The sequence below is a fragment of the Streptomyces sp. BK79 genome, assembly GCF_044142145.1.
Lineage (GTDB): Bacteria > Actinomycetota > Actinomycetes > Streptomycetales > Streptomycetaceae > Streptomyces.
In genome coordinates, this window is record NZ_JBHVOC010000022.1 from 41952 (window position 1) to 57662 (window position 15711).

12 protein-coding genes are annotated in these 15711 nt (G+C 70.3%); 10 read left to right on the forward strand and 2 right to left on the reverse strand.

What is annotated here, in order from left to right:
- The 6 genes from ACFIF2_RS25775 (at position 1) to ACFIF2_RS25800 (ending at position 8387) form a co-directional block, all read left to right on the forward strand.
- On the forward strand, positions 1-897 hold the full coding sequence (locus ACFIF2_RS25775; RefSeq protein ID WP_395575614.1) for a carbohydrate ABC transporter permease: 897 nt from the start codon (positions 1-3) through the stop codon (positions 895-897).
- Positions 894-1796, forward strand: a complete 903-nt coding sequence (locus ACFIF2_RS25780) for a carbohydrate ABC transporter permease (protein ID WP_395575615.1) — start codon at positions 894-896, stop codon at positions 1794-1796. Before ACFIF2_RS25775 ends, ACFIF2_RS25780 begins: the two co-directional genes overlap by 4 nt.
- On the forward strand, positions 1793-3826 hold the full coding sequence (locus ACFIF2_RS25785; protein WP_395575616.1) for a beta-galactosidase: 2034 nt from the start codon (positions 1793-1795) through the stop codon (positions 3824-3826). The genes ACFIF2_RS25780 and ACFIF2_RS25785 overlap by 4 nt, the downstream gene beginning before the upstream one ends.
- 41 nt (positions 3827-3867) lie before the next feature.
- Positions 3868-6060: an alpha-galactosidase gene (locus tag ACFIF2_RS25790; RefSeq protein ID WP_395575617.1), complete on the forward strand. Its 2193-nt coding sequence runs from the start codon at positions 3868-3870 to the stop codon at positions 6058-6060.
- 79 nt (positions 6061-6139) lie between these two features.
- Positions 6140-7132, forward strand: a complete 993-nt coding sequence (locus ACFIF2_RS25795) for a LacI family DNA-binding transcriptional regulator (protein WP_395575618.1) — start codon at positions 6140-6142, stop codon at positions 7130-7132.
- Between the two features lie 736 nt (positions 7133-7868).
- Entirely contained in the window at positions 7869-8387 is a 519-nt protein-coding gene (locus ACFIF2_RS25800; protein ID WP_395575619.1) for a 3-oxoacyl-[acyl-carrier-protein] synthase III C-terminal domain-containing protein, read from the forward strand.
- Between the two features lie 101 nt (positions 8388-8488).
- On the opposite strand, the gene ACFIF2_RS25805 is transcribed toward ACFIF2_RS25800, so the two are convergent.
- The gene (locus ACFIF2_RS25805) at positions 8489-11248 is read right to left on the reverse strand and encodes a hypothetical protein (RefSeq protein WP_395575620.1); all 2760 of its coding nucleotides are present in this window, start codon (positions 11246-11248) and stop codon (positions 8489-8491) included.
- A 171-nt stretch (positions 11249-11419) separates the two neighbouring features.
- Here ACFIF2_RS25805 and ACFIF2_RS25810 point away from each other — a divergent pair, with 171 nt between their 5' ends.
- Both ACFIF2_RS25810 and ACFIF2_RS25815 read left to right on the forward strand, forming a co-directional pair.
- On the forward strand, positions 11420-12328 hold the full coding sequence (locus tag ACFIF2_RS25810) for a GDP-mannose 4,6-dehydratase (protein WP_395575621.1): 909 nt from the start codon (positions 11420-11422) through the stop codon (positions 12326-12328).
- 71 nt (positions 12329-12399) lie between these two features.
- Positions 12400-12675: a hypothetical protein gene (locus tag ACFIF2_RS25815; RefSeq protein ID WP_395575622.1), complete on the forward strand. Its 276-nt coding sequence runs from the start codon at positions 12400-12402 to the stop codon at positions 12673-12675.
- Between the two features lie 53 nt (positions 12676-12728).
- Here ACFIF2_RS25815 and ACFIF2_RS25820 read toward each other — a convergent pair whose 3' ends face one another.
- Positions 12729-13619, reverse strand: coding sequence for a MurR/RpiR family transcriptional regulator (locus tag ACFIF2_RS25820; protein ID WP_395575623.1), 891 nt, complete (start codon positions 13617-13619; stop codon positions 12729-12731).
- 112 nt (positions 13620-13731) lie between these two features.
- On the opposite strand from ACFIF2_RS25820, the gene ACFIF2_RS25825 reads away from it, so the two are divergent.
- Complete coding sequence (locus tag ACFIF2_RS25825; protein WP_395575624.1) at positions 13732-14724, forward strand: N-acetylglucosamine kinase; 993 nt, start codon at positions 13732-13734, stop codon at positions 14722-14724.
- A gap of 65 nt (positions 14725-14789) precedes the next feature.
- Entirely contained in the window at positions 14790-15554 is a 765-nt protein-coding gene (locus tag ACFIF2_RS25830) for a sugar isomerase domain-containing protein (protein ID WP_395575625.1), read from the forward strand.
- The last annotated feature ends 157 nt before the right edge of the window (positions 15555-15711 follow it).

The following is a 15711-nucleotide window of genomic DNA, read 5'->3' on the forward strand; positions in this document are numbered from 1 at the left end:
ATGCCCTCCTCGCCTCCCCGTCGGCCGCGCCGGACTCTCGCCCCCTACGCCTTTCTGGCTCCCTTCTTCATCCCTTTCGTCCTGTTCACCCTCGTCCCCGTCGGCTACGCCTTCTGGCAGAGCCTGCACAAGACCGAACGCACCGGCGGCACCTTCGGCCGCACCGAGACGGTCTTCGCCGGGTTCGAGCAGTACGGCAGGGTCCTGGGGGAGGACTACTTCGCCGAGAGCCTGCTGCGCGTCCTCGGCTTCGCCCTCGTGCAGATCCCCGTGATGCTGCTGCTGTCCCTGGTGCTCGCGCTGCTGCTGGACTCCGCGGTCGCGCGCGCCAAGCGGTTCTTCCGGCTCGTCTACTTCGTGCCGTACGGCATCCCCGGCGTCGTCGCCGCCCTGATGTGGGCGTTCCTGTACGACCCGCGGCTGTCGCCCGTGGTGGACCTGCTGAGGTCGGCCGGTGCGCACGTCGACCTGCTCGGCCCCGACGCCATCCTGTGGTCCATCGCCAACGTCGTCACCTGGACGTACACCGGCTACAACATGCTGATCATCTACGCCGCCCTGCAGGCCGTGCCCCCGGACATCGGCGAGGCGGCCCGGGTCGACGGCGCGAGCGGCTGGACCATCGCCCTGCGCATCAAGATCCCGATCATCCGTCCGGCCCTGATCCTCACCGGCGTCTTCTCCATCATCGGCACCTTCCAGCTGTTCACCGAGCCGCAGGTCTTCCGGTCCATCTCCACCACCGTGACCAGCACGTACACCCCCAACATCGCGGCGTACTCGCTCGCCTCCGGCGACAGTTACAGCGAGGCCGCCGCCCTGTCCGTCGTCCTCGCGCTCGTCACGTTCGTCCTGTCGTTCGCGTTCCTGCGCTTCACCTCCAGGAGGCAGGGATGAGCTTCCTCACCCGCACCGAGGGCGCCCACGCCCCCGCCGCCGGCACGGGCCGGCGGCGGCCACGCACCGGCCTGCCCACCGTCCTCACCGTCACCTTCATGGTCGCGGTCGCCTGCTACATGCTGCTGCCGGTCTACTGGCTGCTCGTCTCGTCGACCAAGAGCCAGAGCGACCTGGTCACCACGCCCGGATTCCTCACCGCCGACTGGCACTTCGGTGACAACCTGTCCGCGCTGTTCGCCCAGCAGGACGGCGTCTACGCCCGCTGGCTGCTCAACAGCCTGCTGTACGCGGGAGCCGGGGCGGCCGTCGCCACCCTGCTGGCCGCGGCGGCCGGGTACGCGCTCGCCAAGTACACCTTCCGCGGACGCGAAGCGGTCTTCTCCGTCGTCCTCGGCGGCGTCCTCGTCCCGGCCACGGCGCTCGCCCTGCCGCTGTTCCTGATGTTCGCCGAGTTCGACGCCACCAACACGTTCTGGTCGGTCTTCCTGCCCAGCGTCGTCAGTCCGTTCGGCGTGTACCTCTCCCGCATCTTCGCCGCCGCGTCCGTTCCGGACGAGGTGATGGAGGCCGCCCGTATGGACGGCGCGAGCGAGTTCCGCATCTTCCGCACCATCGCGCTGCGCCTGATGGCCCCGGCGCTGGTGACCGTCTTCCTGTTCCAGTTCGTCGTCATCTGGAACAACTTCCTGCTGCCGCTGATCATGCTGCAGGACGAGAAGCTCTACCCCGTCACCCTGGGCCTGTTCACCTGGCAGTCGCAGACCAGCCGCCTGCCCGAACTGCAGACCCTCACCATCGTCGGAGCCCTGGTCTCGGTCGTGCCGATCGTGCTGACCTTCCTCCTCCTGCAGCGCTACTGGCGCGCCGGACTCGCCGCTGGAGCCGTGAAATCGTGAACCACCCCCTGGCCGACGTGACCCGCCGACTCGGTGGGATCGCCTACGGTGGCGACTACAACCCGGAGCAGTGGCCGCGCGAGGTCTGGCGCGAGGACGTCCGCCTGATGCGCGAGGCGGGGGTCAACCTCGTCACCGTCGGCGTCTTCTCCTGGTCCCGCATCCAGCCCCGGCCCAGCACGTACGACTGGAGCCTGCACGACGAGGTCCTGGACCTGCTGCACGCCCACGGCATCGCCGTCGACCTCGCCACCCCCACCGCCGCACCACCCCCGTGGTTCACCCGCCGGCACCCCGACGCCCGTCCGGTCACCGCCTCCGGCACCCGTCTCGTCCACGGCAGCAGGCAGGTCTTCTGCCCCAGCAGCCCCGCCTACGCCGAGGCGGCTGACGCGCTCGTCACGGAACTCGCCACCCGCTACGGCGACCACCCCGCCCTCGCCCTGTGGCACGTCCACAACGAGTGGGGGAACCACAACGCCCTGTGCTACTGCGACACCAGCGCCGAGGCCTTCCGCGCCTGGCTGCAGGAGCGGTACAAGACCCCTGACGCGCTCAACGACGCCTGGGGCACCGACTTCTGGAGCCAGCGCTACGGCGACTGGGCCGAGATCGACCCGCCCCGCGACACCACCGCCTTCCGCAACCCCGGTCAGGAACTCGACTACCGCCGCTTCTCCTCCGACGCGCTGCTCACCCGGCACATCACCGAGACCGCCCTGCTGCGGCGGATCAGCCCCGACGTGCCGATCACCACCAACGTGATGGGCACCCTGGAGAAGAAGGTCGACGGCTACGCCTTCGCGGCCCAGAGCGACCTCGTCGCCGTCGACCACTACCTGCCGGCCGCCGACCCCGACGGCCACATCGACCTGGCGCTCAACGCGGACCTCGCCCGCGGCATGGCGGGAGGCCGCCCCTGGGTGCTCATGGAGCACTCGACCTCCGCGGTCAACTGGCAGCCCGTCAACGTGGCCAAGAAGCCCGGCGAGACACGCCGCAACAGCCTGACCCATCTCGCCCGTGGCGCGGACGGGCTGATGTTCTTCCAGTGGCGGCAGTCCCGCGCCGGCGCCGAGAAGTGGCACTCCGCGATGCTCCCGCACGGCGGGACCGACGGGCGTATCTGGAAGGAGGTCAGTGCCCTGGGCGCGGAGCTGGCCTCGCTGAAGGAGGTCACCGGCACCCGGGTGCACGGCGACGTGGCCGTGCTGTTCGACTGGCACAACTGGTGGGCCCTGGAACTGCAGGCCCGACCGTCCTCCGCCTTCAGCTACCTGGACGCGGTCCGCGACTGGTACGAGGCGCTGTGGACCATGAACATCACCTGCGACCTCGTACCACCCGGCGCCGACCTCACGCCCTACCGGGCCGTCGTCGCCCCCAATCTGTACCTGCTGTCCGACGACGACGCCGACAACCTCACCCAGTACGTCCACCGCGGCGGCCGGCTCGCCGTCGGCTGCTTCAGCGGGCTCGTCGACGACTGCGACCGGGTGCGGCCGGGTGGTCACCCGGGGGCCCTGCGGGATGTGCTCGGGCTCGTCGTGGACGAGTTCCTGCCCCTGCGGACGGGCGAGCACGCCCGGCTCGCCGACGGAACGGCGGTCGAGCAGTGGACGGAACGCGTCGAGCCCCGGGGCTGCACCACGGTGTCGCGCTACGCGGACACGGCCGACGGCGGTCCCGCCCGCGGTGGCCCGGCGGTCACCCGGCACGGTTTCGGCGACGGCACCGCCTGGTACGCGGCCGGCCGGCTGCCCGTACCGGCGCTGCGTGAGCTGCTCCGCACGGTGTGCCGGCAAGCGGGGATCACCCCCGTCGTCGAGGCGCCGCCCGGGCTGGAGGCGGTGCGCCGCGTGGGAGACCGGCACTCCTATCTGTTCCTGGTCAATCACACGGAGGAGACCGTCACCGTGTCCGTGGCGGGAGCGGGCCTCGCCGGCACCGAGGTGACCGACGGGCGGGCCGTGGTGCCGCCCGGGGGAGTGGCCGTCGTCCGCGAGGACCCTTCCTCTCCGCTGTACTGACGTACCCGCCACATCTGTTGGAAAGTACGAGGATCGGTCACGTGAACACACTTCCGGAGCCCGCGCTCCCGTCGTCGCCCACCGCGCCACGTCGCCGAGTGCGGATCGACGAGGACAGCGGCACCGTGCTGCTGCGCACCGCTCGGAGCGCCTACGTCTTCCGAGTGGACCGTGCCGCGGGCACGGTGCGGCACGTCCACTGGGGCGCCCCCGTCCCGCTCGCCGACGCGGTCGCGCTGCCCCTGTGGAGCGAGAACGACAACAGCTTCGCCGGCCCCTGGGACGGCACCGAGGAGTACCCGGTCGACGGCGGCGCCCGCTTCGGCGCGCCCGCCCTCGAGGTGCGCTTCGCCGACGGCAGCAGTCCAGTGGAACCGAGGGTCCAGGACGTGGTCCTGCTCGGGGACGACCACGTGGCCGTCCACCTGCGGGACCGCACCCGGCCGCTGGCCTGGCAGCTGCACTACCGCGTCCCGTCGGACGGCGACGTGGTGGAGCGGTGGACGGAGATCGCGCATACGGGAACGCCGGAGGACGGGGACGTCCTGCTGTCCCGGTACGCCTGCGCCCACTGGCCGCTCCCGCAGCGACCCGACTGGCGGCTGAGCGCCGTCCACGGGGAATGGTCCGCCGAGGGCCGCCTCCAGCGGTCGGGGCTGCCGTTCGGCGAGACGACGCTCGGCAGCAGGCGCGGCCACACCGGACATCACGCCAGCCCCTGGATCGCCCTCGACCCCCGGGACACCGGCGAGGAGCACGGTGAGGTCTGGGTCGTCGCGCTCGCGTCGAGCGGCAGCTGGCGCATCAGCGCCCAGCGCACGGCCGCCGGCCGGACCGGCGTACTCGTCGGCGAGGGACACGAGGGTGCCGAACTGAACCTGAGACCCGGTGGCCGGCACCGCACCCCCGTCAGCCCGGCCCTGTACAGCAGCGACGGCTTCGGCGGCGCGAGCCGTTCCTTCCACCGCCACCTGCGCGCGCACGTCCTGCCGCACGCGCAGGAACTGCGGCCGGTTCTCTACAACTCCTGGGAGGCCACGTGGTTCGAGGTGAGCGAGGAGAACCAGATCGCCCTTGCCCGCCGTGCCGCCGCCGTCGGCGCGGAGCTGTTCGTGCTCGACGACGGCTGGTTCCGCGGCCGTGAGGACGACCGCGCGGGACTCGGCGACTGGACACCCCACCCGGAGCGGTTCCCGCGCGGGCTGCGTCCGCTCTCCGACGAGGTGCACCGCCTCGGCATGGCCTTCGGTCTCTGGGTCGAGCCCGAAATGGTCAACGCCGACAGCGACCTGTACCGCGCCCACCCCGACTGGGTCCTGCACCTGCCCGACCGCACGACCACCGAGCTGCGCCACCAGATGGTGCTGGACTTCTCCCGGTCCGAGGTGACCGACTGGGCCCTGGGACGGCTGCGCCGACTGGTGACCGAGAACGCGGTCGACTTCCTCAAGTGGGACTTCAACCGGTCGTTCACCGAAGCGGGCCGCCACGCCGGCGGTCCCGACGCCAGACGCGTGCACATCGAGCACGCCAGAGGGCTGTACCGGGTGCTGGACCAGCTGCGGGCGGAGTTCCCCCGGCTGCGCATCGAGGCCTGCGCGGGCGGCGGCGGACGCGTCGACGTGGGCATCCTGCACCGCACCGACCAGGTGTGGACGTCCGACAACACCGACGCCGTGGACCGCCTGCGCATCCAGCACGGCTTCAGCCAGCTCTATCCGGCGCGTGTGATGTCCGCCTGGGTGACCGACAGCCCCAACCCGTTGACCGGACGGGTGGTGCCGCTGCGGTTCCGCTTCCACAGCGCCATGGCCGGAGTCCTCGGCCTCGGAGGGGACCTGACCCGCTGGACGGACGCCGAACTCGCCGAAGCCGCGGAACTCGTCCGGACATACAAGGAGATCCGTCCCGTGATCCAGCGGGGAGAGCAGTTCCGCCTCCTGTCACCCGAGGACGGGCTCTTGACGGCCGTGCAGTACGTCGAAGACGACCGGACGGTCGTCCTGATCTGGCGGCCCAGCACCGCGTACGGCCCCCCGCAGCCGCCGCTGCGCCTGCGCGGCCTGGAGCCAGGGGCCCGCTACCGCGACGAGGACACCGGACGCGAGTGGTCGGGGGCGACGCTGATGGCCTTCGGCCTCCCGCTGCCCGAGCTGCCACCGGGCGACTGCGCCAGCGCGCTGGTCCGGCTGCGCCGGGTCGTGAGCGCCGCGCGGCCGGAGCCGGCGGCGTAGGTCGGGCCCCTGTTCGAGAGAGCGCTTTCTCGGCCTCGTCGCAGGTGAAGTAGGGTGACCGTCGAAGGGAGCGTGAGTGGTGCGAGAGCGGGTCACGATGGCCGATGTCGCCCGGGCGGCAGGCGTCTCGTCGGCCACGGTCTCCTATGTGCTCTCCGGCAAGCGTCCGGTGGCGCCGGAGACCCGGGCCGCGGTGGAGGCCGCGATCGAGGAACTGTCGTTCACCGTCAACGTCACGGCACGCAGTCTGCGCACCGGACGGTCGAGTCTGGTGGCACTGATCGTGCCGGACATCGCCAACCCCTTCTTCGCGCAGCTCGCGGCGTCCCTGCAGGAGGAACTGCGCGGTCTCGGGCTGCACGTCGTCGTCTGCAGTACCCGCGCGCGCCGGGACGAGGAACGGGCCCTGCTCGCCGAAGCGGTCCAGCAGCGGTTCGCCGGGGTCGTCATCACCCCGTTCCGGCTCAAGCCGGAGGACTTCAAGCCGCTCGTCGACGCAGGTATGCCTGTGGTCGTCAGCGCCGACGTGTCCTTCGGCCCGATCGATCTCGTCACGCCCGACGCGCGCGTGGCGACCCGGCGGGCGCTGGAGCGGGTGGCCGCGGCGCAGCGCCGCCGCATCGCCATGATCGCGGGACCCCGGGACGCCACCGGCGGGGATCCTCGTCTGAAGCACCTGCGCGCACTGGCCCCGCGGTTCGGCATGTCGCTGCCGCACGAGCTGGTGATCCGGGGCGAGCACACCCGGGAGGCCGGCGCGGCGGGCTTCGGCGAGCTGATGAACCGCCGCCACCGCCCCGACGCGGTGTTCTGCGGCAACGACGTGATCGCCGTCGGCGCCTTGGACAAGGCCCACGAACTCGGCATCGACGTACCCGGCGACGTCGCCCTGATCGGCCACGACGACGCCTCCTTCGCGTCCCTGGTCCGTCCCCGGCTGACCACCATCCGCTACCCGGCGGCGGAGGTCGGCCGGGTGGCCGCCCGCCTCCTCACCGAACGCCTCGACGGCCGCACGGTCCACAGGACGGTCCACGTCGAGGCCGAGTTCGTCGCCCGCGCCTCGGTGTGAGCCAGATCCTGCCGCCCGTCACGAGGCGGACCCCGCAGGCGTGGCGAGGTCCAGCCCGATGTCGGTGACCATGCCCTCCTGGCCACCGACCATGGCCCATGCGCCCGGCCTCGACCAGGGTGGTCACGTCCCCACTCAGCTCGGGCAGTTGTGCCCCTACACGGTCGGCCGGTCGGCATCATGTACTGACGGCGAGGCGCGGACGTAATTGCTCAATGCTCGCTGACCGGGTGGGGGCGTGAGTGATCGGCGTCCTTTCCCGGGTCACTGCCGCGAATTCAGGCAGCGGTGGATCAGTAGCGGAGGCGGGCTTCCAGCCCGTCGATGCGCAGCGAGCAGTTCTTGAAGACCTCCGGCAGAACCTGCTCGTTACCTGACGCCAAGGTCAAGTCCAGATCTCGCAAAGGCTTCACGGCTGCAAGAGTTCGAGTCCCGTCTGGGTCAGGGCCGCTGAGAGATGCCCAGGCCTCAAAGAGGCCCCTGACACTCTCCCACCCTGGCCCCGGACTGAAGTGCGCCAGGAAGGACGGCTGGTCGATCCCGTACTCATGGAGTTCACCGACCAGGACCTCCCCCCGTAAGAGTCGCCACTGCCTCACTGAAGATCGCCCCTGGTTCCGATCGACGCCGTTGCGATCGAAGCCTGCGCGAGTACCTGCTCGGCCACCCCGACCACATCGCGGTACTGCTCTCGGTCGAACTGTGCTCGCTGGCCTACCAGATCCAGGACACCTCGATGGCCAACATCGTCGCCGGCAGCCTCTTCGGTGACGGCGCGGCCGCCGTGGTCGGTATGGGAGCGAAGCGCGCCCAGGGCCTGCCCGGCCCCGAACTCGTCGACAGTCTGAGTTATCTGGTGCCGGGCACCGAGGAGGTCCTGGGCTGGGACATCGGATCCCACGGCCTACGTATCCTGCTCGCCCCCGAAGTGCCCGCCCTCACCGCCGAACACCTGCCCAAGGCCGTCTACGAATTGCTCGGCCGCCATGGGCTCACACCCGACGAGATCGTCACCTGGATAGTCCACGCCGGCGGCCCCAAGGTCATGGCCGCCTTGGAGGAGTCCATGGGCTTGCCCTCGCAGGCACTGGACGTGACACGCAACTCCCTGGCAGCCAAGGGCAACCTCTCCTCCTCCGCCGTGCTGCACGTCCTTCACGAGGCGATGCAATCCCCACCACCCACCGGCGCACCCGGCCTGATCTCCGCCATGGGCCCCGGCTTCGCCATCGAACTGGTACTGACCCGCTGGTGACCGGATCCCGGCCCCGCCCGAGGTCCGATGGAGGGGCAGGCCAGGAGGCATCGGTTCAGGGGTCGTCGTCACGGTGGTGTGCACCGGATCGTGGCGCGGGATCAGCGGCGGCGTAACTGGGAAGGTGGACACCACGCAGCCTGGGCCTCGTCGCCCAGGAGGCCGCAGAAGCCCATCTGCCGGGGGCGTTGGCCGCCCTCCACACGCTGGATCGAGATGAGCTTGTCGAGGGGGACCTGCTGGTCCACCACCCCGCCGAAGTCGATCTTGCCGCTCTCCCCGTCGAGCGCGTCCTCGCCGTGGATGCCGCTCAGGCCGTGCCAGACGGCGGCGGGCTTCAGTGGCGCACCGGGCGCGGTGTCCTGGAGATGGGCGACAGCCGTGAGATAGAGGTTCACGGAATCGAAGGCGAGCGCCGCATGTCCGTCCAGTGAGGTGTCGGGGGCGCTCTTGCACTCCTCGGGGAACAGCTTCTTCATCGTCGTGTAGAGGTCGCTGCCCCCGTCGCAGTTGGCGGAGCCGACCGTGAAGTCGAGGAATTCATAGGGTACTCGGGCGAGCCCGCTCCGCCGCTCGGGATCCGCGCCGAGCCGAGCGACATCGTCGCCTCCGAGGAAGGTGGGCGGGGTCCTTCCGCAGCGGGCGTTGGTGGCTTCGAGTACCGTCATGAAGTCCTCGGTGCGTCCCGCGAAGAAGACAAGCCCGCCGTATCCGCACGCCTTCTTGCCGAGTTCGCCGGGGGAGGCACCTCCGGGCAGGCCCTCGGGAGCAGGCGACGGTACGTAACCCTGTTCGGTCACTCGGAACCCGGCGCTGTCGAAGGATCTGACCGCGTCTTCGCGCAGATTGGCGCTGTATTCGTCGCTCGGGTCGAGTGAGTACACGATGCGTACGCTGCGTTCCTTCAGCTCTCGCCGGTCGGCCAGGCGATCCGCGTAGGCGGCCGCGACGTCGGCCTCGCGCCGGTTTTGCGGGGACACCTGTAGATACAGCGAGGAGTGACTGGGCAGACTGTCCGCGGACAGCGTGGTGGCGATCATCGGCAGGCCGGCCCGGGTCAGCTCGTTGATCGTCGTGATGGTGTCCTTCCGGCTCTGGTCCAGGCCGGTGACGCCGACGATGGTGGGGTCTTCCTCTGTCAACTTGCCGATCTGCTTGGCCACTTTGCCCCCGAATCGCATCCCGGAGCCGGCGCTGGCCGGGAAGATGCGCACCACGGGGGCCGTGTCGCGGGAGACGTCGAGCTGCCGGCGCTGTGCACTGGCCGCGCCCTGCAACTGCTCACGGGCATACACCAGCGCACTGTCCGGATCCCCGCTGGGCGCGCTGAGCAGCGCGGACAGATGGACGAGAGTGATGACGGGCCGTTTCGGCGCCTGCTCATGGATACGGTCGGCTTCTTCGTTCTGCTTCGCGATCACCTTCAGTGTCGCCTGGACGCGCTCGTCCTCGGATCCGAAGGCGAAACCGTTCGGGGCGACACCGACACATTCGTCCGTGTCCTCCTCACGCCACACGGTGTCCGCGTCCGGGTCGTCTTCGCTCAGTCCGCAGTGCTGCTGCTTCCACGACGCCTCATCGGCGCGGTGGTCGACGACGCGCTCGGTGACCACCGCCACAGTGGCCGCCGCGACGAGTGCGACAGCCATGCCTCGCAGCTTCCGGCTGGTCCATAGCGGAGGGTGGGTCAGCGCCCAGTCGGCGGCCTGCGCGGTGCGCTCGGTCTGCAGTTGGTGGTCCTCGTCACCCTCAGGGAACGGCGCTGGGATCCGTATGGGCAAGTACCAGAAATCGGGTTGCCGATCGCGTCCGGCATCGTTCAGACGCACGCGCCAGGCGTTGTACGGCTGTGGATTGTCGGAAACGTTGCGGACCCGGATGGGTTCCATCGCCCTCTCGTGGCGGCTCACGATGAGCAGCAAGGGGTCGAACGCGCCGGTGTCATTGCGTACGGCGGCGATCAGGTGTGCGAGATCGCGTCCTCTGTTCCTGTGACCGGTGCCCTGCAGCAGGGCCGTGCAATAGGCCGTTCGTCGGTGTGCCCCTACCTTGAGCCGACGCCAGCGTGCTCGTCGATAGGCGACCCGCAGATCTTCGAGAAAGGCATTGACCATCAGCTTGCTGAGCTGTTCGGGGTCTTCACGTCCCCAGCGCGGCTGCGTGAGCCGGAGCGCGAACCCCACGAACGTCCCCGGGTCGGCGGGGGCCATATAGGGCTGCTTCAACAGCCAGCGGTACTCCTGACCCACGAAGCGCCAGAGCCGGAACCAGATGAGCGGCAGCAGAACCAGCACGAAAAGCTGGGCCCACCAGCGAACCTGGCCGGTGAGAGCGGCCTCGGTGCTCGGGTTGTGCATCAGCCTGAACAGCCGCCTGCGCGCCAACTCCCGGTCCCGTAGCCGCTGCTTCACGACCTCGCCCTGCTGGCCGTCCGGTTCCTGATCGGAGTCGGTGGTCTGCAGCAGCCAGTTGACCATGCCGAAGCGCCGGAATCGGACGCGCTGATCCTCTCCGTAGCGGTCCGAGGAGAACTCCTTGGCCAGCTTCACCAGGGTGCGGCGGCACAACTCGGCCTGCTGCCACTCGGGCGTCAGGTAGGTCGCGCCGTCGGCTGTGCCGCGCTCCTCAATGACCTCCGCCCACAGCGCGTCCATGTCGATACGCTGATGCGGCACCGATCGTGGCTGGGCGCCGTGCGCTGCTTGCTCCAACTGCACGGCGAGTTCGGCATGGTGATCACCGAGGAATTCGATCACCGGAATGCCGTCCCGGTCCGGTACTTCTTCGGGTAACTCCCCCTTGGCCGGCCGCTTCACCAGCTTCTGTACCAGCTCGAACAGCCGGTGGTCGAAAACGAGCACCACAGTTCCCCGCTTTCCGGTCCGCTGTACGCCACCGCGCCGGGTTCGGAATCCTAGGGCGCCAAGGTCTTGCTGAACAAGCTCCAGCCGTCACTTCCGAAAACTGCTGACCACGAGACTCTCGGCTTGCTGCCCCGTAAGTCCGGATATGGGAACCCGTCAGTCGCGGCTGTGGATGGTGACAGGGGTCACGTCGACGACAAGCCATACGGCGACAAGGGCAACCTGGCCGCCGCCCTCGCCGACCCGCACAGCCCCGTCGAGGTGATCGCCGGTGACGTCCGGGACGCCGGGCGCGTCATGGACGCCGTCGAGGGGTGCGACACCGTCTTCCACCTCGCCGCGCTCATCGGCATCCCCTACAGCTACGACTCCCCGGGCGCCTACGTGCAGACCAACGTCGTGGGCACCGAGAACGTGGCCGAGGCATGCCGCCGCCACCAGGTGCGCCGACTGGTGCACACCTCCACCAGCGAGGTCTACGGCACCGCGCGCACCGCCCCGATCGGCGAGGATCATCCGCTGCAGCCGCAGTCCCCGTACTCCGCCTCAAAGATCGGCGCGGACATGATGGCGCTGTCCCAGTGGCACGCCTTCGAGCTTCCCGTGACGGTGGTGCGTCCGTTCAACACATACGGCCCCCGGCAGTCCGCCCGCGCGGTTATTCCCACCATCCTCGCCCAACTGCACGCCGGTGCACAGCAGATCAAGCTCGGCTCGCTCACCCCCACCCGTGACTTCACCTACGTCACCGACACCGCCCGCGGTTTCCTGGCCCTGGCCGCCTGCGACCGTGCCCTCGGCCACAGCGTCAATCTCGGCACCGGGCAGGAGATCTCCGTCGGCGATCTCGCCAAGGCACTCGTCAACGCCTCGGGTCGCCACGCGGAGATCGTCGTGGACCGGTCCCGGCTGCGTCCCGCCGGCAGCGAGGTGCAGCGGCTGCTCTCCGACAACTCCCGCGCCCGCGACTGGGCCGGCTGGGAACCGCAGGTCTCACTCGACGAAGGACTGCGACGCACCTCCGACTGGATCGCCGACAACCTCCGCCTCTTCGCCGCCGACCGCTACCAGGTCTGAACAACGCGGCCCGCATCACACCACGCCGGAGGCGGCCCACCCCACTCGGTGGGCCGCCGCCCCGACCAGTGGTGCCTCGCGGGCCTGCTCTGCGGGACCGCCGCCTCGGCGGATGTGCGGCCTACCGCCAACTCGACGGCAACCTCGCCACCACCGGCATCGACTCCCGGCTCGCACCCGCCGCACCGTCGGCGAGGCCATTCTCGTACTCGGCTCCAACACCCGCGGCCGGAGCGAACAGCAACTACGACGCCCACATCAGCGGGGCACGCTCCGACACGACGATGCTGCTCCACGTCGTCCGCGCGCATGAGGTCCGCAAGGTCGGCGTGGCGGGCAATCGATGATCGCGGTGCGGCTCTGACCTGCGTCTTCAAGTGGCGATGGGCAACAGCCCGCCTCAGGCGCGGCGCCCTGGCCGTGCCGCGTGCTCCCCGGGGATGTGGGCCGTGAGCGCGATCGACGCGGTGGCACGGTCGTACGAGAGCTGCGCCACGCGCGCGTACAGGCAGTCGATGATCAGCAGGACCGAGTGGCGGGTGCCGAAGCCGCCGTGCCGGAAGCTGGTCTCGCCCGAGGTCGAGGTCAGGTGGATGGAAGCGGCCCGGGCTGCGGGGGAGCGGGGGTCCGAGGTGATGGCGATGGTGGTGGCCCCGCGCTCGGCGGCAAGGCGCAGCGGGCCGAGCATCTCGCGGGTGCTGCCGGAGTGCGAGAGCGCGAGGGCGGCGTCGGCCGGGGTGAGCAGAGAGGCCGAGGTCTCCGCCGCGTGCACTTCGGTCCAGTCCCTGGCCTGGCAGCCGATCCCGAAGAGCCGGGCCTCGGCTTCGCGGGCGAGGATGCCGGACTGGCCCACGCCGTAGACATCGATGCGCCGCGCCTTCACCAGCGCCTGCGCCGCCCGCTCCAGGGCGTCACGGTCCAGGCGCTCGACGGTGGCGCGCAGCGCCTGGAGGTCCGCGTGGGCGATGACGTCGATGACCTGGTCAAGGGTGTCGTCGGGGCCGATGTCGGGTCCGAGCGGCCGCCCCTGGGCGGACTGCCCCTGGATGAACTGCTCCTGGGCGAACTGACCCTGCTCCTTGGCCAGTTCGAGCAGCAGGGACTGGTAGGAGTCGAGCCCGAGTGCCTGGCAGAACCGGGTGACCGTCGCCTGCGAGGTGCCCGTACGGCGCCCGAGGTCCGCCGCGGACGTCTGGGCCAGGGCAGCGGGGTCGGCGAGCACGTGCTCGCCGACCTTGCGCAACGACGCGGTCAGCCTGGGCAGTTCGGACTGGATCAGGGTGGTGATCACGGCGGCCTCGACTCGATTCGTACCGGGGCGCACGGCGCTGCGCTCAGGTCTTGCCAGGCGCCGATTCTAACAACCACCATGAAGCGTGGTCGATGAATCATTGGAACAGGATATGTCCCCACGCGAACAGCTCCCGCAGCTCCCGGCGGCACAGCCTTTGCTCATCGGGATCGACGCCGGCGGCACGCGTACACGCGCCTACTGTGCGGACGCGGCGGGCCGCTTGATCGGCACGGGCGACAGCGGCCCGGGCAACGCGCTCGGGGTGCGGCCCGACGCTCTCGTACGGCATCTGAAGCAGGCACTGACCGCCGCCATGCCGGCCGAGGTGCGCGGCAGGACGGCGGCGGTGGCGGCCGGGTTCGCCGGCGGCGGCCACGGGCGCGGGCGGGAGAACGCGGCCGCCTGTCTCACGCGAGCACTGGAGGCGCTCGGCCTGGAGGCCGTTGCGATGGAGGTCTACGGAGACGCCGAGGTCGCGTTCGCCTCGGGCCCGGGCGTGCCGTCGGACGGCCTCGTCCTGATCGCGGGCACCGGCGCGACCGCGGGGCGGATCAGCGGCCGCCGTGAGGTGCGCCTCGTGGACGGGCACGGCTGGCTGCTGGGCGACGAGGGCAGCGGGTTCTGGCTCGGCCGCGAGGCGCTGAGGACCGCGCTGCGGGCCGTCGACGGGCGCGGGCCGCGGGGATTGCTGGTGGAGCGTGTCCTGGAACGCATCGCGCCCGGGTGGCGCCGCGCCGACGGGCCGCCGGCTGTCGATGCCCGGCAGCTCAGGGACGTCATCGCCGACTGGGCGTACTCCCGTCCTCCGGCCGCCCTGGCCGGCCTGTGCCCACTGGTGGTCGGGGCCGGGGAGGAGGGAGATCCGTCGGCACTCGCGCTGCTCGACCGGGCGGCCGACGAACTGGCCGACAAGCTGGCGGCGCTGGATGCCGGGCACGGCGAACTGCTGGTGGCCACAGGGGGCCTGATCGCGCCGGGCGGGCCGCTGGCCGACCGTCTGGAGGCGCGGGTGGCGCCAATGGGCCTGCGCATGGTGGCAGTTCGGGACGGCGGCGTGGGTGCGGTGGCGCTGGCGGGCCTCTTGACGCACCGTCTCATCTGATTCATTGTTTCAGTTACCTTCAAAGATCTTGGTTCAATGAACCACGCGATGAGAGTGAGCACTCGATGGCCGACTCGCAGATCAGTGCGAGCATCTTCGCCGACCAGGCACTTACATCGCTGGACAGGGCGATCGCCGCGAACAGGGACGCGGTGGCTGCGGCGGCCCGGCTGTTCGCGGACTGCGTAGCAGCGGACGGCGTGATCCACGCCTTCGGCACCGGCCACTCGCAGGCCACCGCCCTGGAGATCTCCGGCCGTGCGGGCGGCCTGATCCCGACGAACCGCATCGGCCTCACCGACCTCGTACTGCTCGGCGGCGAGAACCGCGCGGTGCTCGACGACCCACTGCTCGAACGCCGACCGGGTCTCGCCGCCCGTCTGTACGAGCTGAGCACCCCGCGCCCGCAGGACCTCTTCGTGATCATCTCGAACTCGGGAGTCAACAACTCCATCGTCGACATGGCGCACTTGGTGAAGGAGAAGGGGCACCGGCTGGTCGCCCTGACCTCGATGGAGCACACCCGCGCCGTCCCCGCCCTGCACGCCAGCGGGAAGCGGCTCGCGGACCTCGCCGACGCGGTGCTCGACAACTGCGCGCCCGCCGGCGACGCGCTGTTGCCTCTGCCTGGCGGGGGCAGCCTGTGCGGGGTCTCCACGATCGTCTCCACCACTCTGGCGCAGATGGTGGTGGCGGAGAGCGTGGCCCTGCTCCTGGCCGAGGGCCACGACATTCCCGTCTACATCTCCGCCAACCTCCCGGGCGGTTTCGAACGCAACGCGAAGCTGGAGGCCCACTACGCGGGCCGCCTGCATCGCGGAGGCTTCTGAACCGGGCGAGCGATCGGCGGCATGTGCGTCAGCACCGATGACGTCGCGCAGCTTCCCGGTCCTGCTCGCCGAGCGGGTTGGCCCCGTCGTGGGCCTGCTCGCCTGTGAGTTGCCGCAGTGCCTGGCACGCGCCGACGCCGTGATTGTCGGGCTGAGC